The organism is Nocardioides sp. AE5 (assembly GCF_031844485.1).
Classification (GTDB): domain Bacteria; phylum Actinomycetota; class Actinomycetes; order Propionibacteriales; family Nocardioidaceae; genus Nocardioides.
Map to the genome: position 1 here is coordinate 1 of NZ_JAUZVI010000012.1, position 17226 is coordinate 17226.

Annotated in this window: 17 protein-coding genes and 1 pseudogene; 12 read left to right on the forward strand and 6 right to left on the reverse strand. The window is 69.0% G+C overall.

What is annotated here, in order from left to right:
- A partial coding sequence (locus Q9R27_RS15665) for an ACT domain-containing protein (protein ID WP_311253334.1) occupies nucleotides 1-633 on the forward strand: 633 nt, incomplete at its 5' end.
- Between the two features lie 7 nt (nucleotides 634-640).
- On the opposite strand, the gene Q9R27_RS15670 is transcribed toward Q9R27_RS15665, so the two are convergent.
- Nucleotides 641-1075, reverse strand: a complete 435-nt coding sequence (locus Q9R27_RS15670; protein WP_311253335.1) for a nitroreductase family deazaflavin-dependent oxidoreductase — start codon at nucleotides 1073-1075, stop codon at nucleotides 641-643.
- A gap of 55 nt (nucleotides 1076-1130) precedes the next feature.
- On the opposite strand from Q9R27_RS15670, the gene Q9R27_RS15675 reads away from it, so the two are divergent.
- Together Q9R27_RS15675 and Q9R27_RS15680 are read left to right on the forward strand one after the other, a co-directional pair.
- Complete coding sequence (locus Q9R27_RS15675; protein ID WP_311253336.1) at nucleotides 1131-2075, forward strand: 1,4-dihydroxy-2-naphthoyl-CoA synthase; 945 nt, start codon at nucleotides 1131-1133, stop codon at nucleotides 2073-2075.
- A 253-nt stretch (nucleotides 2076-2328) separates the two neighbouring features.
- Nucleotides 2329-2574, forward strand: coding sequence for an addiction module protein (locus Q9R27_RS15680; protein WP_311253337.1), 246 nt, complete (start codon nucleotides 2329-2331; stop codon nucleotides 2572-2574).
- A gap of 120 nt (nucleotides 2575-2694) precedes the next feature.
- Here the strand turns inward: Q9R27_RS15680 and Q9R27_RS15685 are convergent, their stop codons facing one another.
- Both Q9R27_RS15685 and Q9R27_RS15690 read right to left on the reverse strand, forming a co-directional pair.
- Nucleotides 2695-3660 carry a succinylglutamate desuccinylase/aspartoacylase family protein gene (locus tag Q9R27_RS15685; protein ID WP_311253338.1) on the reverse strand — a complete coding sequence of 322 codons (966 nt, stop codon included), beginning with the start codon at nucleotides 3658-3660 and terminating at the stop codon, nucleotides 2695-2697.
- A 3-nt stretch (nucleotides 3661-3663) separates the two neighbouring features.
- Entirely contained in the window at nucleotides 3664-4152 is a 489-nt protein-coding gene (locus Q9R27_RS15690) for a RimK/LysX family protein (RefSeq protein ID WP_311253339.1), read from the reverse strand.
- A gap of 36 nt (nucleotides 4153-4188) precedes the next feature.
- Here Q9R27_RS15690 and Q9R27_RS15695 point away from each other — a divergent pair.
- The 4 genes and pseudogenes from Q9R27_RS15695 to Q9R27_RS15705 all read left to right on the forward strand — a co-directional run.
- Nucleotides 4189-5046: pseudogene (locus tag Q9R27_RS15695) on the forward strand (RimK family alpha-L-glutamate ligase); the annotation flags it as partial.
- A 78-nt stretch (nucleotides 5047-5124) separates the two neighbouring features.
- Nucleotides 5125-5379, forward strand: a complete 255-nt coding sequence (locus Q9R27_RS18785) for a cation:proton antiporter regulatory subunit (RefSeq protein WP_397219948.1) — start codon at nucleotides 5125-5127, stop codon at nucleotides 5377-5379.
- A gap of 57 nt (nucleotides 5380-5436) precedes the next feature.
- A complete protein-coding gene (locus Q9R27_RS15700; RefSeq protein WP_311253341.1) occupies nucleotides 5437-6057 on the forward strand; it encodes a 4a-hydroxytetrahydrobiopterin dehydratase in 621 nt (206 codons plus the stop codon).
- 202 nt (nucleotides 6058-6259) lie between these two features.
- Entirely contained in the window at nucleotides 6260-6952 is a 693-nt protein-coding gene (locus Q9R27_RS15705; protein ID WP_311253342.1) for an NAD-dependent deacylase, read from the forward strand.
- A 121-nt stretch (nucleotides 6953-7073) separates the two neighbouring features.
- Here Q9R27_RS15705 and Q9R27_RS15710 read toward each other — a convergent pair whose 3' ends face one another.
- A complete protein-coding gene (locus tag Q9R27_RS15710; RefSeq protein WP_311253343.1) occupies nucleotides 7074-7805 on the reverse strand; it encodes a hypothetical protein in 732 nt (243 codons plus the stop codon).
- 194 nt (nucleotides 7806-7999) lie between these two features.
- Here Q9R27_RS15710 and Q9R27_RS15715 point away from each other — a divergent pair, with 194 nt between their 5' ends.
- From Q9R27_RS15715 to Q9R27_RS15735, 5 genes are all read left to right on the forward strand, one after another.
- Nucleotides 8000-9526, forward strand: coding sequence for a Re/Si-specific NAD(P)(+) transhydrogenase subunit alpha (locus tag Q9R27_RS15715; protein ID WP_311253344.1), 1527 nt, complete (start codon nucleotides 8000-8002; stop codon nucleotides 9524-9526).
- 14 nt (nucleotides 9527-9540) lie between these two features.
- A complete protein-coding gene (pntB, locus tag Q9R27_RS15720) occupies nucleotides 9541-10962 on the forward strand; it encodes a Re/Si-specific NAD(P)(+) transhydrogenase subunit beta (RefSeq protein ID WP_311253345.1) in 1422 nt (473 codons plus the stop codon).
- A 117-nt stretch (nucleotides 10963-11079) separates the two neighbouring features.
- Complete coding sequence (locus Q9R27_RS15725) at nucleotides 11080-12981, forward strand: anthranilate synthase family protein (protein WP_311253346.1); 1902 nt, start codon at nucleotides 11080-11082, stop codon at nucleotides 12979-12981.
- Nucleotides 12981-13580: an aminodeoxychorismate/anthranilate synthase component II gene (locus Q9R27_RS15730; protein ID WP_311253347.1), complete on the forward strand. Its 600-nt coding sequence runs from the start codon at nucleotides 12981-12983 to the stop codon at nucleotides 13578-13580. The genes Q9R27_RS15725 and Q9R27_RS15730 overlap by 1 nt, the downstream gene beginning before the upstream one ends.
- The gene (locus tag Q9R27_RS15735) at nucleotides 13577-14839 is read left to right on the forward strand and encodes an anthranilate synthase component I family protein (RefSeq protein ID WP_311253348.1); all 1263 of its coding nucleotides are present in this window, start codon (nucleotides 13577-13579) and stop codon (nucleotides 14837-14839) included. The genes Q9R27_RS15730 and Q9R27_RS15735 overlap by 4 nt, the downstream gene beginning before the upstream one ends.
- A 5-nt stretch (nucleotides 14840-14844) precedes the next feature.
- On the opposite strand, the gene Q9R27_RS15740 is transcribed toward Q9R27_RS15735, so the two are convergent.
- Both Q9R27_RS15740 and Q9R27_RS15745 read right to left on the reverse strand, forming a co-directional pair.
- Nucleotides 14845-16386, reverse strand: a complete 1542-nt coding sequence (locus Q9R27_RS15740; RefSeq protein WP_311253349.1) for a trypsin-like peptidase domain-containing protein — start codon at nucleotides 16384-16386, stop codon at nucleotides 14845-14847.
- Nucleotides 16387-16556: 170 nt separating this feature from the next.
- A complete protein-coding gene (locus Q9R27_RS15745; protein ID WP_311253350.1) occupies nucleotides 16557-17219 on the reverse strand; it encodes a M50 family metallopeptidase in 663 nt (220 codons plus the stop codon).
- Nucleotides 17220-17226: the final 7 nt, after the last annotated feature.

Genomic DNA, 17226 nt, shown 5'->3' on the forward strand with positions numbered 1-17226 from the left:
ACTAGGGTGGTGGGCATGGCGTTCCTGCTGCGAGTCGAACTTCCCGACGTCCCCGGATCCCTGGGTCGCCTGGCCACGGCCATCGGTGAGGCCGGCGGTGACATCGAGGCGATCGAGATCATCGAGCACCGCCACGACGGGACCGCCGTGGACGACGTACTCCTCGAGCTGGCCCCGGGCGTGATGCCCGACTCGATCGTCTCCGCCTGCACGGCGCTCGACGGCGTACAGGTGGTGTGGATCTCCCGCTATGCCGCAGGCGGCAACCTCTTCTATGACCTGGAGGCGGTCGAGGAACTCACCGCGCACCCGGGCCAGGCGATGACCCGGCTGGTCGAATTGTTGCCGCTGACCTTCCGCGCCGACTGGGGCGCGTGGGTACGCCGTGGCGACGGGGGCGCCGAGGTGCTGCACCGGACCTCGGCCGCGCCGGAGGAATTCGCCTGGCACGACCTGAAGGAAGCAACGGTCCTTGAGATCGGCAACGACAACATCTGTGCCGCCGCACCGCTGGGCAGCGACGAACTCGTGCTGCTCGGGCGGCGCGGCGGGCCGGCGATCCTGGACTCCGAACTCGCCCGGTTGCGCCATCTGGTCGGGCTGGCGGTCTCGATCGCCCGCGCTTCCTCCTGACGGAGGTTCAGACGCGCTCGAGGAGGAAGAGCGGGATCTCGCGGTCGGTCTTCTCCTGGTATTCGGCGTACGGCGGGAACGCCTCGACCGCACGCGGCCACCACTCGGTGCGCTCGGCCGGGGTGGCCAACCGGGCGGCGTACGTGTGGGGATCGGGCCCGTCCTGCAGGTCCACGTGCGGGTCGGCAACGAAGTTGTGGAACCACTCGGGGTGCTCGGGGGCACCGCCCTTGGAGGCGACCGCGGCGTACACGCCGTCGTGCTCGACGCGCATCACCGGGTTCTTGCGCAGCTTGCCGGACTTGTGGCCGCGCGAGGTGATCACCACGATCGGGCGGTCCATCACGGTGTTCGCCTCGGCGCCGCCGGAGGCCTCGTACGCCGCGACCTGGTTGCGGACCCACTCGGCGCTGCTCGGTTCGTACTCGCCCTGAAGTGTCATGCCTGCAGAACAACACGACGCGCTGCTTGATTCCAGCGCCCGATAGCCTTCGCGCATGAGCGCGATCAACGGAGTCTCCGAAATCTTCGACGCCGAAGCCTGGGACGTGGTGCCGGGCTTCGAGGACCTGACCGACCTGACCTATCACCGGGCCCGGGAGCACGGCACCGTCCGTGTCGCCTTCGACCGGCCCGACGTGTTGAACGCGTTCCGCCCGCACACGGTGGACGAGTTGCTGCGGGTGCTGGAGCACGCACGTACGTCGGCCGATGTCGGCTGCGTTCTGCTCACCGGGAATGGGCCGAGCGAGAAGAACGGCAAGTGGGCGTTCTGCACAGGTGGTGACCAGCGGATCCGTGGCCGCGCCGGCTATGAGTACGAGGCCGGTGCCGCTGGCAGCACGGACACCGGGGGCGAGGAGCCGAGCCCGATCGACAAGGCCCGGCTGGGGCGGCTGCACATCCTTGAAGTGCAGCGGCTGATCCGCTTCATGCCCAAGGTGGTGATCTGCCTGGTCAACGGTTGGGCCGCGGGTGGTGGCCATTCGCTGCACGTGGTCTGTGACCTGACGCTGGCCTCGCGCGAGCACGCCCGGTTCAAGCAGACCGATGCCGACGTCGGTTCGTTTGACGGCGGGTTCGGGTCGGCGTACCTGGCGCGGCAGGTGGGGCAGAAGTTCGCCCGCGAGATCTTCTTCCTGGGTGACGTGTATTCCGCAGAGGAGATGCACGCGATGGGCGCGGTCAACAAGGTGGTCGACCACGCCGACCTGGAGAAGGAGGCGCTGGAGTGGGGACGCAAGATCAACGGCAAGTCGCCCACCGCGCAACGGATGCTGAAGTACTCGTTCAACCTGATCGACGACGGGCTCGTCGGGCAGCAGCTCTTCGCCGGCGAGACCACCCGGCTTGCCTACATGACCGATGAGGCCGTCGAAGGGCGTGACCAGTTCCTCGAGAAGCGGGACCCGGACTGGTCAGAGTTCCCCTGGTACTACTGAGTCTCAGGCGTCGGCTCGCGCTGCTAGAGTTGGTGATCTGGGCTGACCGAAAGGTCATGGTCCACCCTTTAGGTGGGGATACCCCCCGCCACCCTCTTGAGGCGGGCGATGCCCGCCTCAAGTCGTTTTGTCAGGACGTGACAGTGCGCGAACTGAGCATCTTCATCGATGAGTCTGGCGACTTCGGTCCTTTCGAGAAGCACTCGCCTTGGAGAGCGGCCGCATCCCGGTGGGTCGCGCGTACGCTGAGGTCATGCCGCTGAGCGAGTCGGAGTTCTTTGAGGCGGGGATGAACCTGCCTCCTTCGGTGCGCAAGGACGTCGCCCTTCGTCTGCTCGAATCCCTTGAGGTCGCCGACGATGACTCAGTCCAGGATGCCTGGACGGTCGAGATTGACTCCCGGATCGGCGACATCCTCAGCGGAAAGGTGCAGACCATTCCGCACGCTGAGGTCATGGCCCAGTTGGCGGAGGATCGCGCAGCTCGCCAGCAAGCGTGACGGTGATCCTCAGCTGGCATTCGGAGGCGCAGACCGAGTTCTGTGCTGGCATCCGCTGGCACGACGATGCGAGGTTGGTCTAGGTGACCGGTTCGAGGTTGCGCGCTCCCTGGCCCGGCCTCACTCCCCGTCGTACGGCGTGGCGATGTGCACCAGCGCATCCCCGGCGTTGACGATCGGGGCGCGGGTCAGCCCGACCACGATGCCGGGCCGGTCGGCGTGCACCAGCCGGACGCGGCGTCCGAAGGTGTCGGAGAGGCCGCCGAGTCGCTGGCCCTCCTCGACGCGGTCGCCCAGGTGGGCCTCCATGTGCAGGATGCCGGTGCCGCGGGCGCGGACCCAACCGCTGGCGCGACACTCGACCGGCATCACGCGTTCGCCACCGGCGTCCTCGTCGTCGATCATCCCCATGGTGGCGAGCACGCGGCGTACCCCGGCGACACCGACCGCGATCGGGTCCTCCTCGAAGCGGAGCGCCTCGCCGGCCTCATAGAGCAGCACCCGCGCCCCGGCATCGCGAGCGGCCTGGCGCAGTGACCCGTCGCGCAGCTTGGCGTGCAGCATCACCGGCGCGCCGAACGCCTCGGCGAGTTCCCGGGTGGCCGGGTCGTCGAGGTCGGCCCGGATCTGGGGCAGGTTCGTACGCCGATCGGCCGCGGTGTGCAGGTCGATGCCGACCTCGCACTTGCTGACCACCTCGGTCATGAACAGGTGCGCGATCCGGCTGGCCAGCGAACCGCGCGACGACCCGGGGAAGGACCGGTTGAGGTCGCGCCGGTCCGGCAGGTAGCGGTCACCGGCCAGGAAGCCGAGGACGTTCACCACCGGCACCGCGAGCAGGGTGCCGCGGAAGGTCTTCGGGCTCAGCGTCGCCAGCGCCTGCCGGATCACCTCGACGCCGTTCACCTCGTCGCCGTGGATGGCGGCGTTCACCCAGGCCACCGGGCCCGGTTCGCGCCCGTGCACCACGCGCACCGGCAGGTTGACGTCACCGCCGGTCACCAGCCGAGTGATCGGCAGCTCCACCTCCTTGGCCGAGCCTGCGCGGACCCGGACGTTGCCGATCGCGAATGATTCCCGTGCCACTCCTCATGCCTCCCGGCCGCGGTTGAGCCGCCTGGTACGCCGTGACGGACGCCCGCCCAGATAGGAACGACTGGAGTCGACCAGGAACCCCTGCTCCAGTGCCTGCCGGCCGATCAGCATCCGGAAGCCCATCTCGTCGCGGCGGCTCAGCGTCAGTTCGGTGGTGATGGTGCGGCCGAGGATCTCGATCTCGGTGGTCACGGCGTACCGCTCCTGCTCGTGGCCCGTCGAACTGCGCACCATCCGGCGGTCCAGCACCGGGCACTCCACCAGGACCGCGTCCTCGTCGGAACGCTGCCACGGATGCACGGAGAACCGGACCCACTCGGCGCCGTCGCACTCGAACTCCTCCAGTTCGAAGGCGTGGAGCGAGGAGGTGCGTGCCCCGGTGTCCAGTTTTGCCTTCACCGGGCCAACGCCCATGGCGGGCAGGCGCACCCACTCACGCCAACCGGCGATCACCGTCGGGGTGCTTGAATGGGATTCCGTCACGACAGACATCCAACCAGCCAAGGCAACCAGGTAGGAATGAAGCTCGCCATCCTGTCCCGCGCACCGCGCTCCTACAGCACCCAACGCCTCCGTACGGCGGCGCTCGACCGCGGCCACCAGGTCAAGGTGCTGAACACACTCCGCTTCGCGATCGACCTCTCCGGGGACGATCCGGACCTGCAGTTCCGCGGCAAGCAACTCTCTGACTACGACGCGGTGCTGCCCCGGATCGGCAACTCGATCACCTACTTCGGCACTGCGGTGGTGCGCCAGTTCGAGCAGATGGACGTCTACACGCCCGCCACCGCCACCGGCATCAACAACTCGCGCGACAAGCTGCGTGCCTCGCAGATCCTTTCCCGGCACCAGATCCACATGCCGGCCACCACCTTCGTCCGTGACCGCGCCGACGTGATTCCCGCGATCGAGCGGGTCGGCGGCGCCCCCGTGGTGATCAAGCTGCTGGAGGGCACCCAGGGCATCGGGGTCATCCTGGCGCCTGACATCAAGGTCGCCGAGGCCATCATCGAGACCCTGCAGAGCACCCGGCAGCAGGTGCTGATCCAGCGCTTCGTCTCCGAGTCCAAGGGCCGTGACATCCGGGCCCTGGTGGTCGGCGACCGTGTGGTCGCCGCCATGCGCCGGGTGGCGCACGGTGACGAGTTCCGCTCCAACGTGCACCGCGGCGGCTCGGTGGAGGCCGTGGAGCTGGACCCCGAATACGAACGGGTTGCCGTCCGCGCCTCCCAGATCATGGGCCTGAAGGTCGCTGGCGTCGACATGCTCGAGGGGAACGACGGGCCGCTGGTGATGGAGGTCAACTCCTCGCCGGGCCTGGAGGGCATCGAGACCGCCACCAAGCTCGACGTCGCCGGTGCGATCATCGACTACATCGCCAACCAGGTCGCCTTCCCGCAAATCGACGTCCGCGAACGGTTGAGCATCTCCACCGGGTACGGCGTCGCCGAACTCGTGGTGCACGGTGACGCGGACCTGGTCGGCAAGACGCTCTCCGAATCGGGGCTGCGTGAACGCGACATCACCGTGCTGACCCTGCACCGGGGCACCACGGTGATCCCCAACCCCTTCGGCAAGCACGTGCTCGAGGCGGACGACCGACTGCTCTGCTTCGGCAAGCTCGAGGAGATGCGCTCGATGATCCCGACCCGCAAGAAGCGCCGGGCACGGGTGAAGAAGTTGCCCAAGCAGCCGATCCAGCCCGAGTGAGGGACCGTGCCAGGAAAGCCCCCAACAGAACGGCTCAGTGGTGACCAGATCGGGGCCATGGGTCTCGATGACTGGCGCTCGATCTACCTGACGCTGCGCACTCGTTTCCGCACCGGCGACTTCGCGACCGGCCTGCGGCTGGTCAATGCGATCGGGGAGGCGGCCGAGGCAGCCAACCACCACCCCGACGTCGACCTGCGCTATGGGCACGTCGACGTCACCTTGACGAGCCACGATGTACACGCGAAGACGCAGCGCGACGTGGACCTGGCCCGGCGGATCAGTGGCATCGCCGCGGGCCTCGGTGTCGCCGCCGACCCGGGAGTGGTGCAGGAACTGGAACTCGCGATCGACACGTGGGACATCGCCGAGATCCGCCCGTTCTGGGCGGCCGTGCTCGCCCTGGCAGACTCGCCGCGCCTCGATGACGAACTGGTGGACCCGTCGGGGAACCTCCCTACGATCTGGTTCCAGCACACCGATCGGCACGAGGAGCCGCGGCAACGCTTCCACCTCGACATCCGGGTGCCGCCCGAGGTCGCCGGCCCGCGGATCGCGGCTGCCCTGGCTGCCGGTGGGGTCCTGGCGGATGAGTCCCAGGCGCCGGCGTTCACGGTGCTCGCCGACTCGCAGGGCAACAAGGCGTGCGTCTGCACCCACCTGGGTCGCCCCGACTGAGGGAGGAGTGAGGCGGATGCGGGCCGACGGAGGAGGTCCGGTGGAGCCGAGCCCCGCAGTCTCGGTCGGCAAGGGCACCGACTGAACGGACCTCCCCATCGAGTGGTCACGGGAGAGGAATCTGCCCACCGTTTGTCTCTCCGAGTGACCACTCGATGCCGGGCGCGTCCCCGGCGACGGGGTTCCGCCTAGGGTGTGGGGCGTGAAGATCGTTGTGCTGACCGGTGCCGGCATCTCGGCAGAGAGCGGCGTACCCACGTTCCGCGACGCGGACGGGCTGTGGGAGGGGCATCGCGTCGAGGACGTGGCCACACCGGAGGCGTACGACGCGAAGCCGTCGATGGTGCAGAAGTTCTACGACGCCCGCCGCGCGGCCCTGGCCGGGGTGGAGCCGAACCCGGCCCACGTGGCCCTGGGGCGGCTGGGCGAGGTGCTCGGCAGCGACCTGGGCCTGGTCACCCAGAACATCGACGACCTCCACGAGCGCGGCGGCTCCCACGACGTGATCCACATGCACGGCGAACTGCTCTCCGCGCTGTGCCGCGCCTGCGACCGACGTACGCCGTGGCACGGCGAACTCAGCGACTTCCCGTCGTGCCCGGGGTGCGGCATCCCGGAACTGCGCCCCGACGTGGTCTGGTTCGGTGAGGTGCCCTATCAGATGGACCGGATCCAGGGCATGTTGATGCGGGCCGATCTCTTCGTCTCTATCGGCACCTCGGGCGCGGTCTACCCGGCCGCCGGGTTCGTCCAGTTGGCCCGCGCCTGCGGTGCCCGAACCCTCGAACTCAACCTGGTCCCGAGTGAGGGGTCCGAGCAGTTCCACGAGGCTCGCCAGGGTCCTGCCGGGGAACTGGTGCCGGCCTGGGTCGACGAGGTCCTCGCCGAACTCTGAGACGGGAGCCGGCGACGGCCTCCACACACACGACTCCCACGCATGACACGCACGAAGGCCCGGTCGCCGCAGTGCGACAACCGGGCCCTCGGGGGCTCCGTCGGGCAGGTGCCCGGACGAATCACTTGATCGTGGTGGTTCCCTCAGCCTCGACGCGCTCGTCGTGGATCAGTTCACCTTCGGCGTCCACCGGGGTGTAGCGGACCTCGAAGGTGACCTCCGAGCCCTTCTGATAGAGGAAGTTGTCGCCGAACGACAGGGTCTGGCCGGAGCCCAAGGTGTAGATCGGCGGGTCGGTCCGGGTGCCCGGGACGACGCCGGACTTGTTCACGCCCTGCTCCTCGAAGAGGTCGCTGCTGCTGTCGCTGGGCATGCCGCCGAGGTAGTTCCAGTCGGCGTACTTCGCGTTGACCTGGACCAGGCTGGAGCCGAAGTCGATCGGGTCGCCGTTGTTGGTGACCACGTAGTTGACGAAGACGATCTCGTCGCCCTTCTTCATGATCGACTCCTTGGTCTCGGAGTCGACGAGCATGCCGTCCTTGGTGGCCTCGGCGAGGCCGACCTGGTAGACCTCCACGGTCAGGTCGCCGGCCTCGATGGTGGTCAGCAACTCACCCGGGGTGGTCACCGGGTGCGCCCACTCGGGGTTCTCGCCACTGGCGGTGCCGGCGGGTTCGCTGGACTCGTCCTCGGCAGGCTCCGACTCCTCCTCGGTGGGCTCGTCCTCGGGGGTGGGCGCCTCGTCGGTGGTCTGGGAGGAGTTGTTGTTCTCGTCGGGCTCGTCGTCGGACCCGCATGCAGCGAGGCCGAGGAGCGGGATCAGGACGGCGGCGACAACAGTGGTGCGGCGCATGGATCTCTCTCTCTCGATGGTGGTCTTGGCGGTGCAGCCGATGTCTACCCACCTGTGCGTGGGCCAAACAAACGCCCGCGTCCTGCGCAACGCGACGTGTGTCACCATCCGCATGCTGGGACGAATGCCCGGATATTGGGCAACCGGGTCCTAGATTGCACCCGGACACAAGCATCTTGAATCGGAGTGATCACATGATCATCGGCGTCATCAAGGAGGCGCAGGCGGGCGAGACCCGTGTTGCCGCGACTCCTGCCACCGTGACCCAGCTGTTGAAGCTGGGCTATGAAGTGGTGATCGAGTCCGGCGCGGGGGAGCTTTCCAGCTTCGCCGACGAGGCCTATGTCGAGGCCGGAGCGACGATCGGCGACCCGTTCGACGCCGACATCGTGTTGTCGGTGAACAACCCCGCCGCTGCCCAGCTCGACCAGTTGCGTCAGAACGCGACCCTGATCGGCATCCTGAACGCGCGCCTGGACGAAGCAGTGGTCACTGACCTCACTGCGCGTCCGATCACCGCCCTGTCGATGGACGCGGTGCCGCGCATCTCGCGCGCGCAGTCACTGGACGTGCTCTCCTCGATGGCCAACATCGCGGGTTACCGCGCGGTCGTCGAGGCAGCCCACGTCTTCGGGCGCTTCTTCACCGGCCAGGTCACCGCTGCGGGCAAGGTCCCCCCGGCCCAGGTCCTGGTCGCCGGTGCCGGTGTCGCCGGCCTGGCCGCGATCGGCGCAGCCGGTTCGATGGGTGCCGTGGTCAAGGCCACCGACCCGCGTCCGGAGGTTGCTGACCAGGTCGCCTCCCTCGGTGGTGAATACCTCGCGGTCGAGGACCCCGAGGCCGAGGTGTCCGCGACCGGCTATGCCAAGGAGATGGGCGACGACTACAACGCCCGCGCCGCGGCGCTCTACGCCGAGACCGTGCCCAGCACGGACATCGTGATCACCACCGCGCTGATCCCGGGACGCCCCGCGCCGCGCCTGATCACCGCCGAGATGGTCGCCTCGATGAAGCCCGGTTCGGTCATCGTCGACATGGCTGCCGGCTCCGGCGGCAACGTCGAGGGCTCCGTCCCCGGCGAGGCCATCGAGACCGACAACGGCGTCACGATCATCGGTTACACCGACCTTGCCGGTCGGCTCCCTGCCCAGGCATCGCAGCTCTACGGCACCAACCTGGTCAACCTGTTCAAGTTGATGACGCCCGAGAAGGACGGCCAGCTCGTCCTCGACTTCGACGACGTCGTGCAGCGCTCCATCACCGTGGTCCGCGACGGCGAGTCGACCTGGCCGCCGCCGCCGGTGCAGGTCTCCGCGGCACCCGCTGCTGCGCCCGCGGCTGAGGCTGCTCCGGCCAAGGAGGAGAAGAAGCCGCTGAGCCCCGGCGCAAAGCTGGGCGGCGTGCTCGGTGCCGGTGCCCTGCTTGGCCTGCTGGTCGCTGCCTCCCCGGCCGTGCTCCAGGGCCAGCTGATCATCTTCGCCCTGGCCGTCGTGATCGGCTACTACGTGATCACCGGCGTGCACCACGCGCTGCACACGCCGCTGATGTCGGTGACGAACGCGATCTCCGGGATCATCGTGGTCGGGGCGCTGCTCCAGATCGGCCACGACGGCACCGTGATCACCATCATTGCGGCCGCAGCGATCCTGCTGGCCTCCATCAACATCTTCGGTGGCTTTGCGGTGACGCGCCGCATGCTGTCGATGTTCACCCGTTCCTGAATCGAGGCTGACCCATGGAAATGCTTTCCGTATCCACTGCGGCCTACCTCGTTGCGGGCCTCTTCTTCATCCTGGCCCTGGCCGGTCTCGCCAAGCACGAGTCCGCCAAGCTGGGCAACACCTTCGGTATCGCCGGCATGGCGGTCGCGCTGGTGGCCACCATCGCGCTGGCCTTCGACAACGAGCCCTCGGGCCTCGGCATCGGCCTGATGATCGGTGCCGTCGTCATCGGTGCCCTGATCGGGCTGCAGAAGGCCAGCGTCGTCGAGATGACGGGCATGCCCGAACTGATCGCCCTGCTGCACTCCTTCGTGGGTGCTGCCGCCGTCCTGGTCGGCTGGAACGCCTACCTGCACGCCGAACACAAGGGCGAGGACAGCGCTGCGGTCCAGGCGCTGAAGTTCCAGGACATGCTCGGCATCCACTCGGCCGAGGTCTTCATCGGCGTCTTCGTCGGTGGCGTCACGCTGACCGGCTCCGTGGTCGCCTACCTCAAGCTCTCGGCGAAGATGAAGTCCGCCCCGCTGATGCTGCCGGGCAAGAACTACATCAACCTCGGCACGCTGGTCCTCTTCGTGGCGCTGACCGTCTGGTTCGTCATCGACCCGCAGTTGTGGCTGCTGATCCTGGTCACCATCCTCGCGCTGGCCCTGGGTTGGCACCTGGTCGCCTCCATCGGCGGCGGCGACATGCCGGTCGTGGTCTCGATGCTGAACTCCTACTCCGGCTGGGCCGCAGCGGCCTCGGGCTTCCTGCTCAACAACCCGCTGCTGATCATCACCGGTGCACTGGTCGGTTCCTCGGGTGCCTTCCTCTCCTACGTCATGTGCAAGGCGATGAACCGCTCGTTCATCTCCGTCATCGCCGGTGGCTTCGGGATCGAGGCCGGTCCGGGCGAGGACAAGGACTACGGCGAGCACCGCGAGACCAACGCCGAGGCAGTGGCCGAGATGCTCTCCGAGGCCAGCTCGGTGATCATCACCCCCGGTTACGGCATGGCCGTCGCCCAGGCGCAGTACGGCGTCGCGCAGCTGACCGCCAAGCTGCGGGAGAAGGGCGTCGAGGTCCGCTTCGGCATCCACCCCGTCGCCGGGCGCCTCCCGGGCCACATGAACGTGCTCCTGGCCGAGGCCAAGGTGCCCTACGACGTGGTGCTGGAGATGGACGAGATCAACGATGACTTCGCCGACACCGACGTCGTCTTGGTCATCGGTGCCAACGACACGGTCAACCCGGCTGCCTCGGAGGACCCGGGCAGCCCGATCGCCGGCATGCCGGTGCTGACCGTGTGGGAGGCGAAGAACGTGGTGGTCTTCAAGCGCTCCATGGCCTCGGGCTATGCCGGCGTGCAGAACCCGCTCTTCTTCCGCGAGAACAGCCAGATGCTCTTCGGCGACGCCAAGGACCGGGTGGAGGACATCCTCCGCGCGCTCTGACCCAGCGACGAAGTCCGCGAGACGGCACGTGTTCACGACAACCTGTCGTGAACACGTGCCGTCTCGGCGTCTCAGGGCGTCACCACGTGCCGTCTCGGCGGGGATAGGCTGCGGCCCATGACCAGCAGCCCCGACGCCACCACCGCACTGCACCAGTTGCAGGAGCACCCGGCGTGGGCCGTCATCCGGCAGAAGGACTCCCCGAGCGTGGTCCTGGTCGGCGGCACCCCGGAGACAGTGGAGAGCCTGCTCGACATCCCCCTCGAGGACGGCGTACCTGAGATCGGGCGCCAGTTCGACCGGTTGGTCGCGGTGCCGTTCCGCCAGGTCCGCGAGCGCGGGTTCGAGGCCATCGACGACGGTACGCCGTTGGTCGTCGTGGAGATCGACACCGAGGTGCACCTGCCGGTCGACGAGGTGATCGCGGCACTGCCCGACGTACCGCTGGAGTTCGCCGACCGGGGCGCGTTCGAGCTGAGCGACGAGGAATACACCGCGGTCGTCGAGGAGGTCATCGCCACCGAGATCGGCAACGGCGAGGGCGCGAACCTGGTGGTCGGCCGCAACTACCGCGCCCGGCTGGACCAGTGGGGCGCTGAGCAGGCCCTGACCGTGCTGCGCCGCCTGCTGGAGCGCGAGCGCGGCGCCTACTGGACCTATGCGTTCTTCACCGGCGAGCGGTTCCTGGTCGGCGCCAGCCCCGAGCGCCACGTCAGCGTGCACGGTGGCGACGTTCGGATGAACCCGATCTCGGGGACCTATCACCTGCCGAAGCAGCCGCAGCCGGCCGAGACCACCAAGGCGCAACTGCTCGACTTCCTCGCCGACGAGAAGGAGATCTACGAGCTCTTCATGGTCGTCGACGAAGAGCTGAAGATGATCTGCGACATCTGCACCGAGGGTGGCCAGGTGCTCGGGCCGTTCCTCAAGCCGATGACCCACCTGGTGCACACCGAATACCTCCTCGCCGGCCGGACCAACCGCGACGTACGCGAGGTGCTGCGCGACACCATGTACGCCGCCACCCTCACCGGGTCGCCGGTGGAGAACGCCTGCCGGCTGATCGCCCGCCACGAGAACGAGGGGCGCGCCTACTACGGCGGCGCGCTGGCCCTCTTCGGGCGCGACCGGCAGGGCCAGCCCACCCTGGACAGCCCAATCGTGATCCGCACCGCCGACGTCAGCACAGCAGGCGAACTGCGGGTCGTCGCCGGGGCCACCTTGGTCCGCGACTCGGACCCGGCCACCGAGGTCCGCGAGACCCACGCCAAGGCCGGCGGCATCCTCTCCGCCTTCGGCCTGGTCCCGCCGGCCGCGGCACCCCCAGGCAGCATCGGCGAACTGACCCGCGACGAGGACGTGCTGATCGCCCTCAACGCCCGCAACCAGCGACTCTCCACGTTCTGGCTCACCGACCAGGCCGGCACCACGCCCGACCCGGGGCTCAAGGGCAAGTCCGTGGTCATCCTCGACGGCGAGGACGACTTCGTGAACATGCTGCAGCACGTGCTGCGGGTGATCGGGATGACCTCGACCGTCGTCCGCCACGAGGAGTGGACCCCCGGCGCGCTCGACGGGCACGACCTGGTCATCGTCGGCCCCGGCCCGGGCGACCCCCGCGACGGCGACCACCCCAAGATCGCCACCTTCCGCGCCGCGGTCGACGAACTGCTCGCCACCAGTACGCCGTTCCTCGCCGTCTGCCTGGGCCACCAGACGCTGTGCCAGCGGCTCGGCCTCGATCTCGGCTACAAGGACATCGTCTTCCAGGGCACCCAGTCCCCGGTGGAGATCGACGGCCGCACCGAGCGGGTGGGCTTCTACAACACGTTCGTCGCCCGCGTGGACGGTGCCGCCGCCCTGCCCGAGGGAGTCTCGGTCCAGGCCGACGCAGCCAGTGGTGACGTGCACCTGGTCGCCGGCCCACACTTCCGTGGCATCCAGTTCCACGCCGAGTCGATCCTCACCGAGAACGGCTTCGACCTGATCCACGACCTGGTCCGCGACCTGCTGGTCTGATGGCAGCGGTCCGGGCGGAGCGACCGCTGCGCACCATCGTCGTGGACCACCACGACTCCTACACCTGGAACCTGGTCCACCTGGTCGCCGCCGTCGAGGGGGAAATCCCGCAGGTCGTCCAGCACGACGAGGTCACCGCGGCGTACGCGCTGGGCTTCGACCGGGTGATTCTTTCGCCCGGCCCGGGACACCCGGCGAACCCGTCGGACTTCGCCGTCGGCACCGAGGTGCTGCGCGCCGGTACGACGCCGGTGCTCGGCGTCTGCCTGGGCATGCAGGGCCTGGTCGTCGCGTACGGCGGCACGGTGGACCGGATCGCCCCCGCACACGGCGAGGTGGCCCTGGTCGAGCACGGGCAGGCCTCCGTCTTCGCAGGGATCCCGACCCCATTCGAGGCAGTCCGCTACCACTCCCTGGCCGCCACCGAGGTGCCTGACGTCCTCGAGGTCACCGCGACCTGCGCCGGCGCGGGGGGCGAGCCGGTGGTGATGGGGGTGCGCCACCGGGAACTGCCGCTGCACGGCGTCCAGTTCCATCCGGAGTCGATCCTGTCGCGCCACGGCGCCGACCTGGTCGCCAACTTCCTGGAGCGGCCATGAGCGGGCAGGACCCGGCCGCGCGATTCGCCGAGGTGGCTGCCGCCCACGAGCGGTGCTTCTGGCTCGACGGCGGGGGTTCGCGGCCGTGGTCGGGGCAGCGCTCGCTGATCGGCTGGCTCGACGAGGACGACGTCTCCCTCACCTACGACGCCGCCACCCGCCAGGTGATCCGGCACCGGGGAGGGACGAGCGCGGTGGTCGGGGATGACATCTTCGCCGTCCTCGAGGCGGCGATGGCCGGCGATGACGAGGGTGTGCACTGGGTCGGCTACTTCGGGTATGCCTCGCGGCCCGACCTGCCGGCACTGGTGGATGCCGCGGACCCTGCACCGACGGCGGTCTGGATGCGGACCCGCCACGTCGAGGTCTTCGACCACCCGCACGCCGACGCCACAGCACGATCCGGGCCCCCCGCACCGGCGCTGCACGGTGACGCCGATACGGCCGTGCCCGGCGAGTACGCCGCCGCGTTCGCCCGCGTCACCGAGCACCTGCACGCTGGCAACTCCTACGAGGTGAACCTGACCTACCGGCTCGCCCGCGACGCCGACCTGGACCCGGTCACGGCGTACCTGCGGCTGCGCCAACTGAACCCCGCGCCGTACGCCGGGTTCCTGCAGCACCACGGCACCTGGTTGCTCAGTTCCTCACCCGAGCGTTACGCCACCATCGACCGGCGCCGCACGATCGAGACCAAGCCGATCAAGGGCACCACGCCCCGGGGAGCCACACCAGTTGACGACGAGGAACAACGGCGCCACCTGGCCACCGATGCCAAGTTCCGCGCCGAGAACCTGATGATCGTCGACCTGCTCCGCAACGACCTGGCAATGGTCTGCGTGCCGGGCACGGTGGAGGTGCCGGTGCTGATGGACGTCGAGTCCTATCCCAGCGTGCACCAACTCGTCTCCACCGTCCGCGGCCGCCTGCGCGACGACGTCGGCACCGTCGCCGCGCTGCGTGAGCTCTTCCCGGCCGGCTCGATGACCGGAGCTCCCAAGCGCCGCACCATGGAGATCATCGCCGAGGTGGAGTCCAGCGCTCGCGGTGTCTATGCGGGTGCGTTCGGATGGATCTGCGGTGACGGCCGCGCCGACCTGGGCGTGGTGATCCGGAGCCTGGTCGGTGGCACCGGCCCCGAAGGGCGGCGGGCCTGGCGGCTCGGCACCGGCGGCGGCATCACGGTCGCCTCCGACGTCGCCGAGGAGTACGCCGAGTCGCGCTGGAAGGCGGAACGGCTGCTGGCCCTGGACGACTGAAGGGCTCAGTCCTCCAGACCGGCGATCAGGTCCTCCTGCTCACCCAGGGTGACCGTGACCTCCTCCGTCTTGCCGTCGCGGGTCAGTGTCAGGGTGACCTCGTCGCCCGGGCGGTAGTGCAGCGCAGTGGTGATCAGGGCCAGGCCCTCGGCGACAGGCTGGTCGTCGATGGCGGTGACGATGTCACCACGCTTGACGCCGGCGTCCTCAGCAGGGCTGTTGCTGGTGAAGCCCTCGACCAGGGCGCCCTGGGCGACGCCGGAGTTCTGCGCGTCGCCGGGCTGGATGCCGAGCCAGGCGTGGGTGGCCTTGTCGCCGTTGCGCAACTGCTCGACGATCGGCTCGATCACGTTCACCGGGATCGCCCAGCCGATGCCGATCGAACCGAGGTCGGCGCTGCCGTAGGGGTCGCTGCTCTCGGCCAGCCGGTTGGCCGAGTTCATCCCGACCAGTTCACCCTTGATGTTGACCAGGGCGCCGCCGGAGTTGCCGGGGTTGATCGCGGCGTCGGTCTGCACCGCCGGATAGAGCATCGGCTTGTTCGGCTGATCCATCCCGGGCACTGCGACCGGGCGGTTCAGCGTGGAGATGATGCCGGCGGTGACGGTGGAGTCCAGCCCATAGGGCGAGCCCACCGCAACCACGGCCTGGCCGACCTTGATGTCATCGGCGGACCCGAACTTCAGCGTCGCCAGCCCGGATGCGTCGTCGGCCTTGATCAACGCGATGTCGGTGGCGGGGTCCGCGCCGATCACGCTCGCGGTCAGGGCCGTGCCGTCATTGAAGAAGACCCGCATCTTGCCGCCGGGCTGCATCCCGGCATGCACCACGTGATAGTTCGTCAGGATCTCGCCGTCGTCGGTGAGCACCACGCCGGAGCCGGTGGATCCACTGCGGGAGTTGATCGCCTCGATCTTCACCACGGCCGGCAGCACCCGCTCGGCCACGGTCTGCACCGAGACCAGGTCCTGCAGGTTCACCCCGGTGATGTCGAGCTGGTTGGCGTCCACCTTGCCGCCACCGCCGCCGGAGAGCTTGCCGCCCAACAGGCCGCCGAGCAGCCCGAGGACCAGCGCAGCGACGAGGAGTCCGATGCCGAGGATCGGCGACTTCCTGCCGGAACCCGAGCTGGTCTTCCCGGGCTTGCCCCGGTCACCGTGGGCCGGCGGGTAGCCGTAGGCATGCTGCTGGGTCTGCGCGCCGTACTGCTGGGTCTGCTGGACGCCTTGCGGCTGCTTGGCCTGCTGGTGGGCGGGAGCCGCTGCGGCTGGAGCCGCCCAGGACTGCTCCGGTGCCTGCCACTGCGCCGAGGCTGGTTGTTCCTGCTGCGGGGGACCCCACTGTGGCGACGGCTGGCCGGCGGGCTGCTGGCCAGCGGGCGGCCCCCACTGTCCCGGAGCCGGTTGAGCGGGAGCGGGCTGCTCCGGGGAGGCCTGGTCCGGTGAAGCCTGCTCGGGAGCTGACTTCGGCCGCACGTTGGTCCGGGGGTTCTGGTCGTCGGCATCCCCGTTGATCGCAGGGTGCTGTCCGGGCTGCTGGTCGCTCATGCGCGCCATCATCCCGCGAACCCGGCCAAAGGAAACCCCACGGATCCGTTCGGTGCGGAGAATATCTGGATCGAGTGGTCACGGGGAGACCCGAAATGGCCGCAATCACCTCTCCGAGTGACCACTCGTCGCGGGGCGCGACACGCCTTGCAGGGACCGCGGTCGGCGGGTCAGAACGCTTCCGGCACCAACAGGCGTACGCCGAACCCGAGCGCGGTCAGGGTGGCCACCGCAAAGAAGCCGATCCAGGCCCAGGCGGGCAGGGGAGTGAGCCGGGCCAGTTGGTCGGCATCCGAACCCCGGCGCTCCCGGCGTGGACCGCGGGCCAGTTCCAGGACCGGGCGCGGCGCCGCGAGCAGCAGGGTCCAGGTGAGCACCGCAGCGACGTCCGCCACGACGGCATCGGGCAGGTACCACGCAGCGGCGCCGGCGCCGCCACCGATCACCAGGAGCACCAGGGCGCCGTACCAGTTGCGGATCTGGACCAGCATCAGCACCAGGACCACCACCATCGCCCAGAGCAGGGTCACCGGGCGCCCGGCGGCCAGGACCGCCGCCGCAGCGACACCTGCCGCCGACGGCGCGAGATAGCCGGCGAGGAGCATCGCAACCATGCCCGGCCCGCGGGGCCGACCACGCGAGACGGTGAGCCCGGAGGTGTCGGAGTGGAGCCGAATCCCGCTCAGCCGACGCCCGACCAGCAGCGCGACGAAGGCATGCCCCCCCTCGTGCACCACGGTGACCAGGTGGCGCGTCCAGTGCCAGGTGAGCGGGAGTACGACGAGGAGCAGCGCGACCCCTGCCGGCCAGTGCTGGGCCAGTTCAGCCCTCATGCTGTGC

Coding starts and splice junctions, on each gene's coding strand:
- Q9R27_RS15670 (WP_311253335.1), bottom strand. CDS start 1,075: ATGACACTTCAGGGCGAGTACGAACCGAGCAGCGCCGAGTGGGTCCGC.
- Q9R27_RS15675 (WP_311253336.1), top strand. CDS start 1,131: ATGAGCGCGATCAACGGAGTCTCCGAAATCTTCGACGCCGAAGCCTGG.
- Q9R27_RS15680 (WP_311253337.1), top strand. CDS start 2,329: ATGCCGCTGAGCGAGTCGGAGTTCTTTGAGGCGGGGATGAACCTGCCT.
- Q9R27_RS15700 (WP_311253341.1), top strand. CDS start 5,437: ATGGGTCTCGATGACTGGCGCTCGATCTACCTGACGCTGCGCACTCGT.
- Q9R27_RS15710 (WP_311253343.1), bottom strand. CDS start 7,805: ATGCGCCGCACCACTGTTGTCGCCGCCGTCCTGATCCCGCTCCTCGGC.
- Q9R27_RS15715 (WP_311253344.1), top strand. CDS start 8,000: ATGATCATCGGCGTCATCAAGGAGGCGCAGGCGGGCGAGACCCGTGTT.
- pntB (WP_311253345.1), top strand. CDS start 9,541: ATGGAAATGCTTTCCGTATCCACTGCGGCCTACCTCGTTGCGGGCCTC.
- Q9R27_RS15725 (WP_311253346.1), top strand. CDS start 11,080: ATGACCAGCAGCCCCGACGCCACCACCGCACTGCACCAGTTGCAGGAG.
- Q9R27_RS15730 (WP_311253347.1), top strand. CDS start 12,981: ATGGCAGCGGTCCGGGCGGAGCGACCGCTGCGCACCATCGTCGTGGAC.
- Q9R27_RS15735 (WP_311253348.1), top strand. CDS start 13,577: ATGAGCGGGCAGGACCCGGCCGCGCGATTCGCCGAGGTGGCTGCCGCC.
- Q9R27_RS15740 (WP_311253349.1), bottom strand. CDS start 16,386: ATGAGCGACCAGCAGCCCGGACAGCACCCTGCGATCAACGGGGATGCC.
- Q9R27_RS15745 (WP_311253350.1), bottom strand. CDS start 17,219: ATGAGGGCTGAACTGGCCCAGCACTGGCCGGCAGGGGTCGCGCTGCTC.